This window comes from Agrobacterium sp. 16-172Ci (genome assembly GCF_053522725.1).
Map to the genome: position 1 here is coordinate 1 of NZ_JBNWBW010000025.1, position 15,447 is coordinate 15,447.

Genomic DNA, 15,447 nt, shown 5'->3' on the forward strand with positions numbered 1-15,447 from the left:
TGACCAGAAGACCGTGCCAAGCCCACTCGCCTTCGCCCGGCTGGTACGCGCAAACCTCATGCACCGGCGACGCACCGATCGGCTTCTAAACCCGCCACCGGACAAACCCAGAAACCAAAACCAGATGGCCTTCCAATGGCCGCAAATTTAAACCGGACAGTAGTGGGACAAGCCCAAGGATGACGCCTTGCATAAGGCAGAGAAAAGACGCCAGAGGCGCCGAGGCTGTTGTGGAGCCTACTCGAAATCCCCGGTCATATCTTCCGGAGCCTGATCCTTCATCAGCACTTCCACGTCCGAATCCCGGCCGGATGTTACTTTGAAGTTGCGCTGGTAGACCTTGTCCTTGTTGCGGGCGATGGCGGTATATTCGCCTTCCGCCAGCACCATGGTCGAAAAGGCGCTGACGCTTTCGTTCACCACGTCGCCGCCGCCGTTGAGCACCGACCAGGCCGTATCGGCAATGGCTTCGCCGCCTTCTTCGGAGACGAGCTTGAGGGTGATCTGCGCGGCCTGATGCTGCAGGGTCGCTTCCGTCAGCTTGCCGGCTTCCACCTGGATGTCGGCGCGCACCACCGCATTGACGTTGCCATATTCGGAAACCACGTGATAGGTGCCGGCATTCAGGCGCACGATGGTGTTGGGCTTGATATCGGCCATGACGAGGCCGCGCTCGCCATCGGGGCGGGCGTCTGACGAATAGACGGAAAATTTGAGCTGGTTGCTTGAAATCTGCTTGTCGGAGCCCGCAACCGCATTCAGCACGAAGCCGCCGGCATCGAGAATCAGCACCTGTTTCTGCACATTGCCGGAGGTCGGGACATTGAGTTTCTTGGTAACGCCCGCGCGGCCGAAGGCGACGTTGACGAAATATTCGCCCGGCACCAGATGGAATTCCGCCGAGCCGCCTTCCGAACTTGCCAGCATCGGCAACTTGCCGTCCGCGCCGGGAATGGGGCTGAAGACGCGCCAGGACAGGCCTTCCTTCACCGCTTCGCCTTCGCTGGTCAGCTTGGCTTCCATGTTGATATCGCGGGCGGTGCTTTCCGGGGCGTTGGGTGCGGAAGGGGCGGTGAAAGCGTTCAGCTTCGGCATTTTCGGCGTGCCGCCGAGCTGCTTGAAGTCTTTGAAGGCGTCCTGTGAAAATGCGGCTTGCGATAAAAGACCAAGCACGGCACATGCAATGGTCAGACGTGCCGCGATTTTGATTGCCGACATTTTCGATACCGATTGACTTCTTGATTTTCCCGGATCACTTCAAAACCAATGCCGTGGCTATTTCAAGGCCCATGTTTTTGCGATGACAGCAGAATGGAAGATTTTTGATCATGACAAATGATATCAAGCTCCTCGATTATCTCAAGGTTCGCCGTTCCACGCCGGCCCTGCAACTTGCCGAGCCGGGGCCTTCGAAGGGGCAAATCGAGGACATCCTGCGCCTTGCCGTGCGCGTGCCTGACCATGGCAAGCTCGCCCCCTGGCGTTTCGTCGTCTATCGCGGCGAGGAGCGCGTGCGTCTCGGTGAGACGGCGCTGAGGATCGCGCTTGAAAAGAACCCGGAACTGGACCTGCAGCAGCAGGAAGCGGAACGCACCCGCTTCACCCGCGCGCCCGTCGTTATCGCCGTCATCAGCACCGCAAAACCGCATTTCAAGATTCCGGAATGGGAACAGGTCATGTCCGCCGGTGCTGTGTGCCTCAACCTCATCTTCGCCGCCAATGCCAGCGGTTTTGCAGCGAACTGGCTGACGGAATGGTTTGCTTTCGATTCCGCATTTCTCGCGGAAATCGGGGTCGGCGCGGAAGAGAAGGTGGCCGGGTTCATTCATATCGGCTCGACGACATTCCCGCCGGTGGAGCGGCCGCGGCCGGAGCTTGCCGATGTCGTCACCTGGGTCGGGGACGTTTGATGTTCTACACCACGGACACCAACCAGCATGGCCTGCCGCATGATCCGTTCAAGGCCATCGTCGCACCGCGTCCGATCGGCTGGATCGGCTCGAAGGGCAGGGACGGTTCCCTCAATCTCTCGCCCTATTCCTTCTTCAATGCGATTTCGGACCGGCCAAAGCTTGTGATGTTCTCCTCCAGCGGCAGGAAGGACAGCCTGCGCAATGTCGAGGAAACCGGCGTCTTCACCGCCAATCTCGTCAGCCGCCATCTGGTGGACCGGATGAATGCGTCTTCTGCACCCGTCGGCTATGATGTCGATGAGTTCGCCCTTGCCGGTCTCACCGCTGTCGACGGGCGGGTGGTGGATGCGCCTTTCGTGGGCGAGGCGCTGGCGGTTCTGGAATGCCGCGTGACCCAGATACAGCAGCTTAAGGACGTTGACGGCCAGCCGGCGGATTCGTGGATGGTGATCGGACAGGTCATGGCGATCCATATCGATGAAACGATCATTCGCGACGGGCGCATCGATATGGGGCTGTCGCGACCCGTGGCGCGCATGGGCTATATGGATTACTGCGATGGCGGCAGTGATGTATTCCAGCTGCAGCGCCCCTCTACTGCGCCGTCAATATAGTCCTTGTTCGACTACGGTTAATTTTTATGGTGAACCAAACGTAAACCATTTGCGCCTAGAGTTTTATACATGGCGGCGGCGATGATGCCGCCATCCATTGTTGCGAATGTTTTCGAGGCTCAGGTGATCGTACAGGCATTTCTTCGCTGGTCTGAAAAGGCTGGATCGACCGAGCGGGCGAAAGCCGCCAATGCTCTCGGCCGTGCCTATCTTCAGTCCGACATGGCGCGCGAGAACCGCGATGCCGCCTATATGGCGATGACCTATCTGCTCGACGATCCTTCGCCGCGTGTGCGACTGGCGCTTGCCGAAGCGCTGGCGGATGCCCATGACGCACCGCGCGCCATTCTCGTTTCACTCGCCGAAGACCAGCCGGAAATTGCCTGTACCGTCATTGCACGCTCACCGGTTCTCGGCGAGGCCGATCTGGTCGATCTCGCCGGGCGTGGAGAAAGCCTGACGCGCGCGCTCATCGCCGCAAGGCCGGGCCTGCCGCGCGGTGTCTGCGCAGCGCTTGCCGAAGTCGGCGACCTGCCGGAAACCATCATCCTGCTCGAAAACGACGATGCCTTCATCACGCCGTTTTCGCTCAGGCGCATCGCCGAGCGCCATGGCTCGGACGCCGATATTCGCGACCTCCTGCTCCGCCGCGAGGCGCTGCCCGCCGATGCACGTCACCTGTTGATGGGCCGCATCAGCGAAGCTCTCGCGGGCTCCGCGTTGGTTCACGCAATGATCGCACGCAACCGCGCCGACAGTCTTTTCCGCGAGGCGGAAGATTCCGCCACCATCCTTATCGCCGCCAGCGTCTCCTCGCCGGAGCTGCCGGCGCTGGTGGAGCATCTGCGCCAGCGGCTGGAACTGACGCCGGCGCTGCTCATCCATGCCGTCTGTTCGGGCCGGCTGGAATTTTTCACGGCGACCATGGTCAATCTCTCCGGTCTCGATGACCGCAAGGTGCGCGCCATTCTGGCGACCGGACGGCCGCATGCCCTGAAGGCGCTGTTCCAGTCGGTCGGTCTTTTCGGCGATGTTGTCGACGTCTTCATCGAGGCGACGCTGATGTGGCGCCGTGCCGCCCGCTCGCAGCTCTCTGATGTGGCGGCCTCCGTCTCGGCGGAACTGCTGGCGCATTTCCGTGACGTCAACGGTTCCGAAACGCTGTTCGAACTGCTGCATGCCGTGCGCAAGCTCGCCATCGCCGAAGAGCGGCAGAAGGCGCGGTATTATGCGGAGGCGCTGACAGTCGAGGCGGCGTGAGGTCCGGGTTTCCGCGGGTGCATCCTCTCACCCTCATTCCTGTGCTTGTCACAGGAATCCAGCCAGCCCAAGTCCTTTGGCCGAAAAGACTCCTTCCGCCGCGCGGACGCGCGTCGACTGGATTCCTGTGACAAGCACAGGAATGAGGGAAGATCGGTTCCCAGCAATCACTTATCGAACCGCTTGGCGATCCACGAATAGCTGTTTTCAACCATCCTCACCGGCGTTCCCAAAAGATGCTTTATGCCTTCGGTGGAAGGCAGGATACGGCTGACGCGGCTGATTGCCTGTCTGGTGAGGCTTTCCTCTTCCTTCGGCGTAACCGCTGCCGTTGCCTGCGGTGCAGTGGCAGGCGCCGAGGCGGGAGGTTGCGCGCCGGCCGTCTGCGGAGCCTGTTCGCCCGGTGTCTGGCATACGGCTACCACTACTGGGTAAGGCGCGTTGGCGTAACGCTCCAGCTCCTTTTCCGACACGGCGTCGCACAGTTCGATGCTCGTCCAGCGCTGCTGGGAGGTGGCGAGGTAATGGCAATCGGTGGCGCTGTCGTCGCAGCCAAGGAAGGTCATGAGAACGAGGGCTGTTTTCATGGAGTGTGTTGCCTCTGTCGGGATTTATGCTCTAGAAACTCATCTATCCCGATTGCAGTGATATTACGACGAAATACGCATTTTTATAGAGAAGGCAGGCATCGCATTGGCCACCGAAATCACGCTTGAAACACCCCGGCAGGATGCGGTTCTGCGCCTCATCGACCTTTCCAACGCCTATATGGCCTCGCTTTACCCGGCCGAGAGCAATCATCTGGTCGATATCGGCGCGCTCGAGCAGGACAATGTCTCGTTTTTCGTGGCCCGGCACGATGGCCGCGTGGTCGGCTGCGGCGCGCTGGTGGAGGCGGGAGACGGCACGGCGGAGGTGAAGCGCATGTTCGTCGATCCCGATGCACGGGGATTGCGGATCGGCAAGCTGATCATGGACACGCTTGTCGCGCGCGGCGCCGAGCTTGGCCTTTCCGCCATCCGCCTCGAAACCGGCATCAGCCAGCCGGAGGCGATCGGTCTTTACCGCAAGGCGGGGTTTGTGGAGATCGAGGCCTTTGCGCCCTACAGGCCGGATCCGCTGAGCCTGTTCATGGAGAAGGTGCTTTAGGCCTACGGCGCGAGATTGCCGTATCCTGCACGTCATCCCTCGGCCCTGTGCCGAGGATCCAATCACGTATCGTAGAATCAATCGGTGGCAGATGCTCGGGACAGGCCCGAGCATGACGGATGCGCCGTTTAAGGACTATCTATAGGCACCAGCGTCGAGGCGTGTGCCCGTAGGCTTCACCGATCAAAACGCCGCTTTCCGAAACGCCGTCGTTTCCTCGCTATTGTCTTCGAGCGCGGCAACCTCATCAACGGCGTTTTCCTGCGTGGGCGGTGGGGGCGGAACCTCGGCGCTGGCGGCGGCGGAGATTTCCACCTCACGCACCCATTCGCGCCAGATCGCGACCAGGAGCGCCATCAGCACCGGGCCGATGAAGAGGCCGAGGAAGCCCATGGTCTTGACGCCGCCGACGAGGCCGAAAAAGGTGGGCAGGAAGGGCAGCTTGATCGGCCCGCCGACGAGTTTCGGACGGATGGTCTTGTCGACGATGAAGAGTTCCACCGAACCCCAGACAAACAGCGCCAGCCCGTGGGCGGGCGAGCCGCTGGCGACCAGATAGATCGATACCAGCGTAAAGGAGAGCGGCGCACCGCCTGGAATGAGCGCCATGACGCCGGTGAGCACACCGAGCGTGACGGGTGAGGGCACACCGGCGATCCAGTAGGCGATGCCGAGGATGATGCCTTCGCCGATGGCGATCAGCGTCATGCCTGTGACCGTGGAGCTGATGGTGGCGGGCACGACGCGGGAAATGCGTTCCCACCGCGTCGGCAGGATGCGTTCGCCGACCAGATCGACCTGCCGGGTGAAGCCCGCGCCGTTGCGGTAGACGAAGAACAGCGCGATCAGCATGAACAGCAGGGTCAGCACAAGGTGGAACGCGCCGTTGCCGGCGGCGAGGATCGCCCGGTAGATATTGCCGATATTGGCACCGCTGACGAGCTGGATGAGCTCGCCGATGGCGCCCGGCGTGCCGATATATTTCACCCATTGTTCGCCGAGCCAGGGGCCGACGGCGGGCAGCGCCGCGATCCAGTCCGGCACGGGGGCGCCCGTCTTGTTGACATGCACCGCCCAGCCGAACCATTCGCGGATTTCGCTTGCCGTATAGGAGGCGGCGATGAAGATCGGCACCACGAGGAAGGCGAGGATGAGGATGATGGCGATGGTAGCGCCGAGCGTGGTGTTGCCGCCCACCTGCCGCAGAAGCCGGGTATAAACCGGCCAGCTGGCAAAACCGATGACGAGGGCGGCGAGAACGGGGACGAGAAAGCCGTGGAAGAAATAAATGCCGGCAAGGGCGACGAGAACGAGAAGCCAGCGCGCAGCCGAGATGGGCGGGATCAGGGCGATCCGCGTCGGGCTGGCGGGACCAAGCCATCTCGGTTCGCCACTGGGCTTACGGCTGTCAATGTTACTCACGGCAGGCTCTTTCTCGCATTCTCCCCGAAGGGTGCATTCACTCTGTCACACCGATACATATAAGTGCAATATAATCGGATCACATTACCGTTGTGTGTTTATTGCTGAACCTATTGAACGATTTTGGTAAAAATAGAACATCGGTCTTGGCGCGCGCATTGAAATATGACAATTGAACTCCGTTTTTCTTGCGGCGTAAGGTTGCCGCGCCCGATCTCCAGGTCATGCCATGCTCCGCCGTTTCTTCGCTTATTATCGCCCCTATCGCGGTCTGTTCATTCTCGATTTTTCCTGCGCGGTGTTGTCGGGCGTGCTCGAACTCGGTTTTCCGATGGCGGTGAAGGCCTTTGTGGATGTGCTGCTGCCGGGCGGTGAATGGGCCATCATCCTTGCCGCCTCCGTGGGGCTGCTGCTTATCTATGTGCTGAATACCGGGTTGATGGCGACCGTCACCTATTGGGGACACATGCTCGGCATCAATATCGAGACCGACATGCGGCGTCTGGCCTTCGACCATCTGCAAAAGCTCTCCTTCCGTTATTTCGACAACCAGAAGACCGGCCATCTGGTCGGGCGGCTGACCAAGGATCTGGAAGAGATCGGCGAGGTGGCTCACCACGGCCCCGAAGACCTGTTCATCGCCATCATGACCTTCATCGGCGCGTTCCTTTTGATGCTGTCGGTCAATGTGCCGCTGGCGCTCATCACCGCTGCCGTCGTGCCCGTCACCGCCTGGGTGACCAGCCGTTATGGCGGCCGCATGACGCAGAATTTTCGCGCGCTTTACGGCCGGGTAGGGGATTTCAACGCCCGTATCGAGGAAAATGTCGGCGGCATGCGGGTCGTGCAGGCCTTCGCCAATGAGGATCACGAGCGGGCGCTGTTCGAGAAGGACAATCAGAAATACCGCCGCACCAAGCTCGATGCCTACAAGATCATGGCGGCCAGCACCTCGCTCAGCTATATGAGCATGCGCCTGACGCAGATGATCGTGATGATCTGCGGCGCCTGGTTCGTGCTGACGGGCAGCCTGACGGAAGGCGGCTTTGTCGGCTTCCTGCTGCTGGTGGGCGTGTTTTTCCGGCCGGTGGAAAAGATCAATTCCGTCATCGAGACCTATCCGAAGGGCATTGCCGGTTTCCGCCGCTTCACCGAGCTTTTGGACACCGCGCCTGATATCGTCGATGCGCCGGATGCGGTGGAAGCGCCGTTGCTGCGCGGCAATATCGAATATCGCCATGTCGGCTTCGGTTATGCCGAGGGCAAGACGGTTCTTACCAATATCGATCTGAAGATCAGCGTCGGCGAGACGGTGGCCTTTGTCGGTCCTTCGGGGGCGGGCAAGACGACGCTCTGCTCGCTTTTGCCGCGTTTTTACGATGTCACCAGCGGCGCGATCACCATTGACGGCATCGATATCCGCAAGATGAAGCTTGCTTCGCTGCGCAACCAGATCGGCATCGTGCAGCAGGATGTCTTCCTGTTCGGCGGCACGATCCGCGAGAATATCGAATATGGCCGGCTCGGCGCTTCGGATGCGGATATCATGGATGCGGCGCGGCGCGCCCGTCTCGATGGCGTCATCGAGGCCATGCCGCTTGGGCTCGACACCGTCATCGGTGAGCGCGGCGTCAAGCTTTCCGGCGGCCAGAAACAGCGTCTCGCCATTGCACGCATGTTCCTCAAGAACCCGCCGATCCTCATTCTCGATGAGGCGACCTCGGCGCTCGACACCGAAACCGAACGCGCCATCCAGCAATCGCTGACGGAGCTTGCCAAAGGCCGCACCACGCTCGTCATCGCTCACCGGCTGGCGACGATCCGTGACGCCTCGCGCATCGTGGTGGTGGACCAGACCGGCATTGCCGAAACCGGCGCCCATGCCGAGCTGCTGGCCGCCAAGGGCCATTACAGCCGGCTGCACGAGGCGCAGTTCAGCGGGCACCTTGCGGGCCTGAGCTGATAAGCGGCGCGTTCCGCGCCGCAACCTATCCGCCGTTTTCCGCTGCCTGTTCCTCCACGATACCGGGGTTGGGCTCCGGCTTGCCGGGATGGCTGGTGACGAGATAACCCATGGCGACCGCGGCGGCGACGATGAACAGCAGCACGATGCCGCTGATCGTCATCAGCCAGTCGCGCGGCTTTCTGTGCGCCATGATATATTTCGGCCATCGGCTCGGATGGTTCACCAGGCTGAATTTGTGGCCCTGTCGCATGAGCTTTCCCGCAATAGGTTGCTTCCTGAAAGATCAACGCAGGCGGGTGTGCGGCCGTTCCGAAATCGACGGGGCAGGGCGATGACAACGCCGTGAGGCCCTCGAGATGACAGCCTCTCCGCATTCGCTGCCGCCCTTTCCCCCGACCGTCATCATCCCTGCCTTAGACGGAATCCAGCCGGCGCACGGCGGGAAGGAGAGGAGGGTCAGCCATAAGCGAGTGATGGTGTGTCGGTTCGCGCCCGAACCGGACACGCGCCTGCGGCATCGAACGCCGATATCCGGCCGTAAAACTCCCCTTGCCAGTCGCTGCCGCTTATGCGAATGATTTGCAATTGCATCAATTCAATCTCCCATTTGAAAGCGCAGAAAATGGATAAGCCAGTCTTTGGATGGCGACGGAACGGCGACGATCTCTCGTTGTCCGACGTTCACAGCTCGATCCGCGTCAAACCGAATGCCGGCACGTTTCGCCGGGCGATGGCCTTTTTCGGCCCCGGCTATCTCGTTGCGGTCGGTTACATGGATCCCGGAAACTGGGCGACGTCGCTCGCCGGCGGCTCCAGATTTGGCTACACGCTGCTCACCGTCGCGCTGGTCTCGAACATCATGGCGATCGTGCTGCAATCGCTCTGCGCCCGTCTTGCGATCGCCTCCGGCCGCGATCTCGCCCAGGCTTGTCGCGATGCCTATCCGAAGCCGGTGGCGATGGTGCTGTGGCTGCTGGCCGAAATCGCCATCATTGCCACCGATATCGCCGAGGTGATCGGCACGGCCATCGGCCTCAACCTCATTTTCGGCATTCCGCTCGAACTCGGCGTTCTCATCACCGCGCTCGATGTATTCCTGATCCTTTATCTGCAAAAGCTCGGCTTCCGCTGGGTGGAGGCGCTGGTCATCACGCTGCTCGGCGTCATCGCCGTGTGTTTCGCCATTCAGGTGGCGCTTGCCGATCCCGACTGGGGGCAGGTGATCCTTGGGTTCGCGCCGACGACGGAGATCGTCACCAATCCGGACATGCTCTATCTGGCGCTCGGCATTCTCGGCGCAACCGTCATGCCGCATAATCTCTATCTGCATTCGGGCATCGTGCAGACCCGCGAAATCGGCGAGACGCTTGCCGAAAAACGCGAGGCGCTGAAATTCGCCACGCTCGATTCCACCATCGCGCTGATGTTCGCGCTCCTCATCAACGCCTCGATCCTCATTCTGGCGGCGGCGACCTTCAACAAGGCGGGGCAGACGACCGTTGCCGAACTCGGCGAAGCCCATAATCTGCTGGCACCGCTGCTCGGCCTTGCCATTGCGCCGACGCTGTTCGGCGTGGCGCTTTTGTGCTGCGGCATCAACTCCACCGTCACGGCAACGCTTGCCGGGCAGATCGTAATGGAAGGTTTCCTCAAGATGCGGCTCGCCCCCTGGCTACGCCGCCTCATCACCCGCGCCATCGCCATCGTCCCAGCCGCCGGCGTCACCATCTTCTATGGCGATAGCGGCACGGCGGAACTGCTGATCCTGACGCAGGTGGTGCTCAGCCTGCAACTCTCCTTCGCCGTCTTCCCACTCGTCATGTTCACCGCCGATAAGGCCAAGATGGGCGAGCTGCGCTCACCGCTCTGGCTCTCAGCCTTTGCGTGGCTGATCGCGGTGGTGATTGCGGGGCTGAATGTGAAGTTGCTGGTGGATTTTATGGGGTGAGGTCGGTCAGGCCGCGCCTTTACGAAGGGCGGCGGCCGTTCCCTCTGGATCGACGGCGATAACCTTTAGATAAGCGCGGGCCGGTTGATCCGGCTCGCTGCGACCCTGTTCCCAATCGCGCAGGGTGCCGAGCGGAATATGATAACGCACGGAAAACTCTTCCTGCGTCAGCTTCAGCGCCCGGCGGATGATCTTGATGCGGGGCATTCTGGGAGCTGCGGCGAGCTGTTCGGCGGAAAGCGGTAGATTATCAGGGTCGGCCAGCGCATTGGCCTGCGCTTCCTCGTCACTCATGGTGTGAAGACGGACCCAGTCGGTTTGATCGGTTTTACCAGCCATTGTCGTCATATTCCTTGCGCTCTGCGCGTGTCGCCTTTCGTGCGGAGATGATTCGGATCACTTCGCTTCGTTCGGTATAGATCACGGTCAGAACCAATCCGTTGCCCAAACCCACTATACGTCGTCGGACTTCACCGTAGTTCGCTGAACGATCCTCGATATCCACGGCAAACGGATCGTCAAAAACCCTGCGGGCGGTTTCAAAACTGACGCCATGTTTGGCGAGATTGGCTGACGCCTTATGCGCATTCCATTCGAAATATAACATTCTGAACTACGGGTTTCCAGTAGTTGCAATAAATAAAACATCAAAACAATAAGGGCTCTTTCATATCTGAAAGGGCCCTCAAGACTAATCATTTTTTGGTGCCTAAGCTAACGCTCAGCTGCAACCGCTCGTCGCACCGCACGTATCGCACTTCTCGCAAGTGCCGTTCCGCACCATTGTGAAGTTCTGGCATTCCGAGCACATGTTGCCGGTATACCCTTGAGCGATCGAGCGCATGCGGCGTTCGTTTTCCACCTTCTTGGCTTCCGTCTTGGCCGATGCGGCGTCAGCGGCGGCCTTGTCGGAGAAGAGGGCGGTTGCCGTCTGCTGGGATTCCTGGGCGACGTCGTCGATCACTTCCTCGGCGATTTCTTCGGCCAGTTCCCTGGCGCGTTCTTCATAGTCCCGCTTGAAGGAGACGATTTCGGAGGTTGCGATGGAGACGGTCGGTTCCAGCTTGCGGGCGGCGGAGCCGGCGAAGGAGGTGACGTTGGCCGAGGCGCGGGCAGGGGCTGCCGTTGCCGAGCCCTTCGGCTCGGAAGAAGACCGTTCGCCGCCATTGCTGGAAACCAGTGTCGGCTTGTAACCGCGGGTCCAGCCGGTGGAAACGAGGTTGGTCTTGCCTTCCTGGATACCCTTGCCGAGCGCCGTGTTGGAGAAGTCCGACGTATCGACGTGGGCCAGATCGTGGCGGCCGAGATAGGAGACGGCGAGTTCGCGGAACACGTAGTCGAGGATCGACGTGGCGTTCTTGATCGCGTCGTTGCCCTGCACCATGCCGGCCGGTTCGAACTTGGTGAAGGTGAAAGCCTCCACATATTCTTCCAGCGGCACGCCATATTGCAGGCCGAGCGAAATGGCGATGGCGAAGTTGTTCATCATCGCACGGAAGGCCGCACCTTCCTTGTGCATGTCGATGAAGATTTCGCCGATGCGGCCATCGCCGAATTCGCCGGTGCGCAGATAGACCTTGTGACCGCCAACGGTCGCCTTCTGGGTGTAACCCTGACGGCGGTTCGGCAGCTTTTCACGCTCACGCGAGACACGCTCGATGACGCGTTCGACGATCTTTTCGGTGATCGTCACGGCCTGCTGTGCAGCCGGCTGCTGGATCAGCTCTTCGATCAGGTCTTCTTCGTCCTCGTCTTCCACCAGCGACGCATTGAGCGGCTGGGAAAGCTTGGAACCATCGCGGTAAAGGGCGTTTGCCTTCAGCGCCAGCTTCCAGGAGAGCATGTAGGCTGCACCGCAATCCTCGACGGTCGCATCGTTCGGCATGTTGATCGTCTTGGAGATCGCACCGGAGATGAAGGGCTGTGCCGCCGCCATCATGCGGATATGCGATTCCACCGAGAGGTAACGCTTGCCGATCTTGCCGCAGGGGTTGGCGCAATCGAAGACGGGCAGATGCTCGGCCTTCAGGAACGGTGCGCCTTCCAGCGTCATCGCGCCGCAGACGTGAACGTTTGCCGCTTCGATGTCCTTTTTGCCGAAGCCGAGGTGCTCGAGCAGGTTGAAGCTCATGTCGGAGAGCTGCTCGTCGGAAACTTTCAGCGTTTCCTTGAGGAAGTCGGCACCGAGCGTCCACTGGTTGAAGACGAACTTGATGTCGAAGGCGCTCTTCAGCGCGCCATTGACGGCCTCGATCTTCTCATCGGTGAAGCCCTTGGCCTTCAGCGTGGAAGGGTTGATGCCGGGCGCCTGGTTGAGATTGCCATGGCCGACGGCGTAGGCTTCGATCTCGGCGATCTGGCTTTCGGAATAGCCGAGCGAACGCAGCGCATCCGGAACCGCGCGGTTGATGATCTTGAAGTAACCGCCGCCGGCGAGCTTCTTGAACTTCACCAGCGCGAAGTCGGGCTCGATGCCGGTCGTGTCGCAATCCATCACGAGGCCGATCGTGCCGGTCGGCGCGATAACGGTGGTCTGGGCGTTGCGGTAGCCGTGCTGTTCGCCGAGCGTCAGCGCCTTGTCCCAGGCGGCAACGGCATGGGCGATCAGGTCCTGATCCGGGCAATCGCCATGGATGAGCGCGACCGGGTTGACCGACAGGCCTTCATAACCTTCCGACTGGCCGTGAGCGGCGCGGCGGTGGTTGCGGATGACGCGCAGCATGTTGTCGCGGTTCGGCGCAAAGCCGGGGAAGGGGCCAAGCTCGCCGGCCATTTCGGCCGAGGTGGCGTAGGAAACGCCGGTCATGATGGCGGTGAGCGCACCGGCAATGGCGCGGCCTTCGGCGCTGTCATAGGGAATGCCCGAGGACATCAGGAGGCCGCCGATATTGGCGTAACCGAGGCCGAGTGTGCGGTATTCATAGGAAAGTTCTGCGATCTGGCGCGACGGGAACTGCGCCATCATGACGGACACTTCGAGCACGACGGTCCACAGGCGAACGGCATGTTCGTAATCGGCGATATCGATGCGCTTCGTCGCCTGATCCTTGAACTGCAAAAGGTTCAGCGAGGCGAGGTTGCAGGCCGTGTCGTCGAGGAACATGTATTCCGAGCACGGGTTGGAAGCGCGGATCGGGCCGGCGGCCGGCGAAGTGTGCCAGTCGTTCATGGTGGTGTTGAAGTGCAGGCCGGGGTCTGCCGATGCCCAGGCGGCGTGGGAAATCTTTTCCCAGAGGTCGCGGGCCTTCAGCGTCTTCATGACCTTGCCGTCCTTGCGGGCGGTGAGGTTCCAGTCACCGTCATTTTCGACAGCGCGCAGGAAGTCGTCCTTCAGCGAGACGGAGTTGTTGGAGTTCTGGCCGGATACCGTGAGGTAGGCTTCCGAATCCCAATCCGTATCGTAGGTCTTGAACTGGATGTCCTTGTAACCCTGTTCGGCGAATTGGATGACGCGCTTGACGTAGTTTTCCGGCACCATGTCCTTCTTGGCAGCGCGGATTTCGCGCTTCAGGGCAGGGTTCTTGGCCGGGTCGAAGCAATCGCCATTGTCAGCCTCGCAATTGACGCAGGCCTTCATGATCGCCTTCAGGTGCTTGGCGACGATCTTGGAACCGGTGACGAGCGCGGCAACCTTCTGCTCCTCGTTCACCTTCCAGTCGATATAGGCTTCGATATCGGGGTGATCGGCATCGACAACGACCATCTTCGCCGCACGACGGGTCGTGCCGCCGGACTTGATGGCGCCGGCTGCACGGTCGCCGATCTTGAGGAAGCTCATCAGGCCGGAGGAGCGGCCGCCGCCGGAAAGCTTTTCGCCTTCGCCGCGCAGATAGGAGAAGTTGGAACCGGTGCCGGAACCGTATTTGAACAGGCGCGCTTCACGCACCCACAAATCCATGATGCCGCCTTCATTGACGAGGTCGTCTTCCACGGACTGGATGAAGCAGGCATGCGGCTGCGGATGTTCGTAAGCGGACTTGGACTTGGTCAGCTTGCCGGTAAAGGGGTCGACATAGAAATGGCCCTGGCCGGGGCCATCGATGCCATAGGCCCAGTGCAGGCCGGTGTTGAACCATTGCGGGGAGTTAGGGGCAACACGCTGGGTGGCGAGCATGTAAGCAAGCTCGTCGCGGAAGGCCAGCGCATCTTCTTCGGACGAGAAATATTTGCCCTTCCAGCCCCAATAGGCCCAGGTGCCGGCCAGACGGTCGAAAACCTGACGCGCATCGGTCTCGGAACCGAAACGTTCGGCTTCCGGCACATCCTTCAGCGCCTTTTCATCGGGCACAGAGCGCCACAGGAAGGAAGGAACGTCGTTTTCCTCAACCTTCTTCAGGAACTTCGGCACGCCGGCCTTGCGGAAATATTTCTGCGCCAGAACGTCGGTGGCAACCTGGCTGAACTGCGCGGGAACGTCGATATCCGCCAGACGGAACACGATCGATCCATCCGGGTTCTTGATTTCACTGACGGCCTTGCGGAAGTCGATCTCCGCATAAGGCGATTGGCCGGGCTTCGTGAAGCGGCGTTCAATGCGCATGGTTTCTGTCCTCGTCCATTGGGCGCCCGGTGCAGGGCGCAAAAATCCGGTCCAGCCGTGCGATGCCTTCGCGCAGCCGGTTGTTGCCGATCTGAAAGTGATGTTCATCCTTGGATGTCATCCCTGTATCTCGTGGCTTATTCGGCTGCAAGCATGTCATGGAATACTAAATATAGTATCAACAGCTTCCTGCCGCCAGTCCCCGCGTCATGTTTTTGGCGGTTCCGAAAAGGCGCGCAAAAGCCCGCGGCGAACCGCCCCCTCATGGCCGGGACGCCGCTTTGGACATGCGCGCTGGAGATGGAGAGGAACCGGCCTCGTTACTTTCCGGTCCGTTGCCGCCGCAACATAATTATCACTTTCCTCTCGCGGCACAGATTCGTCAAGCCATAGATTGAAACCCATTTTTAACCACAAGATATTGTGTGGAGTGCCTGTGGAAAACGGGGATAGGAAAAGCTCTTAGAAAAATCAGTGACTTGGCGGGAAAGTTTGAAGCTTGCGCGAGGCTGGTTTCCGCAAGGGAAAGGCAAAACCCCGCATTTCCGGGGTGCGGCATAAAGGCGACACTGCGGTTTTTCCGTGTTTTTTAGCTGTCGTCAGAAAGGCGTTTCCCGACAAAAAAACCGCCCCGA

The 15,447-nt window shown here is 60.5% G+C and carries 14 protein-coding genes and 1 pseudogene; 7 read left to right on the forward strand and 8 right to left on the reverse strand.

The genetic code is table 11. From position 1 onward, the window contains the following. A pseudogene (locus ACQZ40_RS19710) lies at positions 1–151 on the forward strand (IS4 family transposase); the annotation flags it as partial. Positions 152–237: 86 nt separating this feature from the next. Here the strand turns inward: ACQZ40_RS19710 and ACQZ40_RS19715 are convergent. Next, positions 238–1,218, reverse strand: a complete 981-nt coding sequence (locus ACQZ40_RS19715) for a hypothetical protein (RefSeq protein WP_220318675.1) — start codon at positions 1,216–1,218, stop codon at positions 238–240. Positions 1,219–1,328: 110 nt separating this feature from the next. Between ACQZ40_RS19715 and ACQZ40_RS19720 the strand changes: the two genes are divergently transcribed. The 3 genes from ACQZ40_RS19720 (at position 1,329) to ACQZ40_RS19730 (ending at position 3,787) form a co-directional block, all read left to right on the forward strand. Then, entirely contained in the window at positions 1,329–1,910 is a 582-nt protein-coding gene (locus tag ACQZ40_RS19720) for a nitroreductase family protein (protein WP_448748526.1), read from the forward strand. Continuing rightward, entirely contained in the window at positions 1,910–2,527 is a 618-nt protein-coding gene (locus ACQZ40_RS19725; protein WP_065655140.1) for a flavin reductase family protein, read from the forward strand. The genes ACQZ40_RS19720 and ACQZ40_RS19725 overlap by 1 nt, the downstream gene beginning before the upstream one ends. Before the next feature lie 69 nt (positions 2,528–2,596). Next, positions 2,597–3,787, forward strand: a complete 1,191-nt coding sequence (locus ACQZ40_RS19730; RefSeq protein ID WP_448748527.1) for a DUF2336 domain-containing protein — start codon at positions 2,597–2,599, stop codon at positions 3,785–3,787. A gap of 167 nt (positions 3,788–3,954) precedes the next feature. On the opposite strand, the gene ACQZ40_RS19735 is transcribed toward ACQZ40_RS19730, so the two are convergent. Next, positions 3,955–4,374, reverse strand: a complete 420-nt coding sequence (locus tag ACQZ40_RS19735; RefSeq protein ID WP_448748528.1) for a hypothetical protein — start codon at positions 4,372–4,374, stop codon at positions 3,955–3,957. A gap of 106 nt (positions 4,375–4,480) precedes the next feature. Between ACQZ40_RS19735 and ACQZ40_RS19740 the strand changes: the two genes are divergently transcribed. Then, positions 4,481–4,936 carry a GNAT family N-acetyltransferase gene (locus ACQZ40_RS19740; protein ID WP_448748529.1) on the forward strand — a complete coding sequence of 152 codons (456 nt, stop codon included), beginning with the start codon at positions 4,481–4,483 and terminating at the stop codon, positions 4,934–4,936. A gap of 183 nt (positions 4,937–5,119) precedes the next feature. Here the strand turns inward: ACQZ40_RS19740 and ACQZ40_RS19745 are convergent, their stop codons facing one another. Next, complete coding sequence (locus ACQZ40_RS19745; RefSeq protein WP_065656017.1) at positions 5,120–6,358, reverse strand: AI-2E family transporter; 1,239 nt, start codon at positions 6,356–6,358, stop codon at positions 5,120–5,122. 229 nt (positions 6,359–6,587) lie between these two features. On the opposite strand from ACQZ40_RS19745, the gene ACQZ40_RS19750 reads away from it, so the two are divergent. Continuing rightward, positions 6,588–8,321 carry an ABC transporter ATP-binding protein gene (locus tag ACQZ40_RS19750; RefSeq protein WP_448748530.1) on the forward strand — a complete coding sequence of 578 codons (1,734 nt, stop codon included), beginning with the start codon at positions 6,588–6,590 and terminating at the stop codon, positions 8,319–8,321. 25 nt (positions 8,322–8,346) lie between these two features. On the opposite strand, the gene ACQZ40_RS19755 is transcribed toward ACQZ40_RS19750, so the two are convergent. Next, the gene (locus ACQZ40_RS19755) at positions 8,347–8,574 is read right to left on the reverse strand and encodes a hypothetical protein (protein ID WP_003523379.1); all 228 of its coding nucleotides are present in this window, start codon (positions 8,572–8,574) and stop codon (positions 8,347–8,349) included. A gap of 372 nt (positions 8,575–8,946) precedes the next feature. Here ACQZ40_RS19755 and ACQZ40_RS19760 point away from each other — a divergent pair, with 372 nt between their 5' ends. Next, positions 8,947–10,272 (forward strand): Nramp family divalent metal transporter, encoded by a 1,326-nt coding sequence (locus ACQZ40_RS19760; RefSeq protein ID WP_185740892.1) that lies wholly within the window; start codon positions 8,947–8,949, stop codon positions 10,270–10,272. Between the two features lie 6 nt (positions 10,273–10,278). Here the strand turns inward: ACQZ40_RS19760 and ACQZ40_RS19765 are convergent, their stop codons facing one another. From ACQZ40_RS19765 to ACQZ40_RS19780, 4 genes are all read right to left on the reverse strand, one after another. Then, positions 10,279–10,611: a helix-turn-helix domain-containing protein gene (locus tag ACQZ40_RS19765; RefSeq protein ID WP_162934085.1), complete on the reverse strand. Its 333-nt coding sequence runs from the start codon at positions 10,609–10,611 to the stop codon at positions 10,279–10,281. Beyond that, entirely contained in the window at positions 10,601–10,879 is a 279-nt protein-coding gene (locus tag ACQZ40_RS19770; RefSeq protein ID WP_020808953.1) for a BrnT family toxin, read from the reverse strand. The genes ACQZ40_RS19765 and ACQZ40_RS19770 overlap by 11 nt, the downstream gene beginning before the upstream one ends. A 114-nt stretch (positions 10,880–10,993) precedes the next feature. Continuing rightward, the gene (locus ACQZ40_RS19775) at positions 10,994–14,812 is read right to left on the reverse strand and encodes a vitamin B12-dependent ribonucleotide reductase (RefSeq protein WP_137453112.1); all 3,819 of its coding nucleotides are present in this window, start codon (positions 14,810–14,812) and stop codon (positions 10,994–10,996) included. After that, positions 14,802–14,933, reverse strand: coding sequence for a hypothetical protein (locus ACQZ40_RS19780; RefSeq protein ID WP_448748531.1), 132 nt, complete (start codon positions 14,931–14,933; stop codon positions 14,802–14,804). Before ACQZ40_RS19780 ends, ACQZ40_RS19775 begins: the two co-directional genes overlap by 11 nt. Positions 14,934–15,447 lie beyond the last annotated feature (514 nt).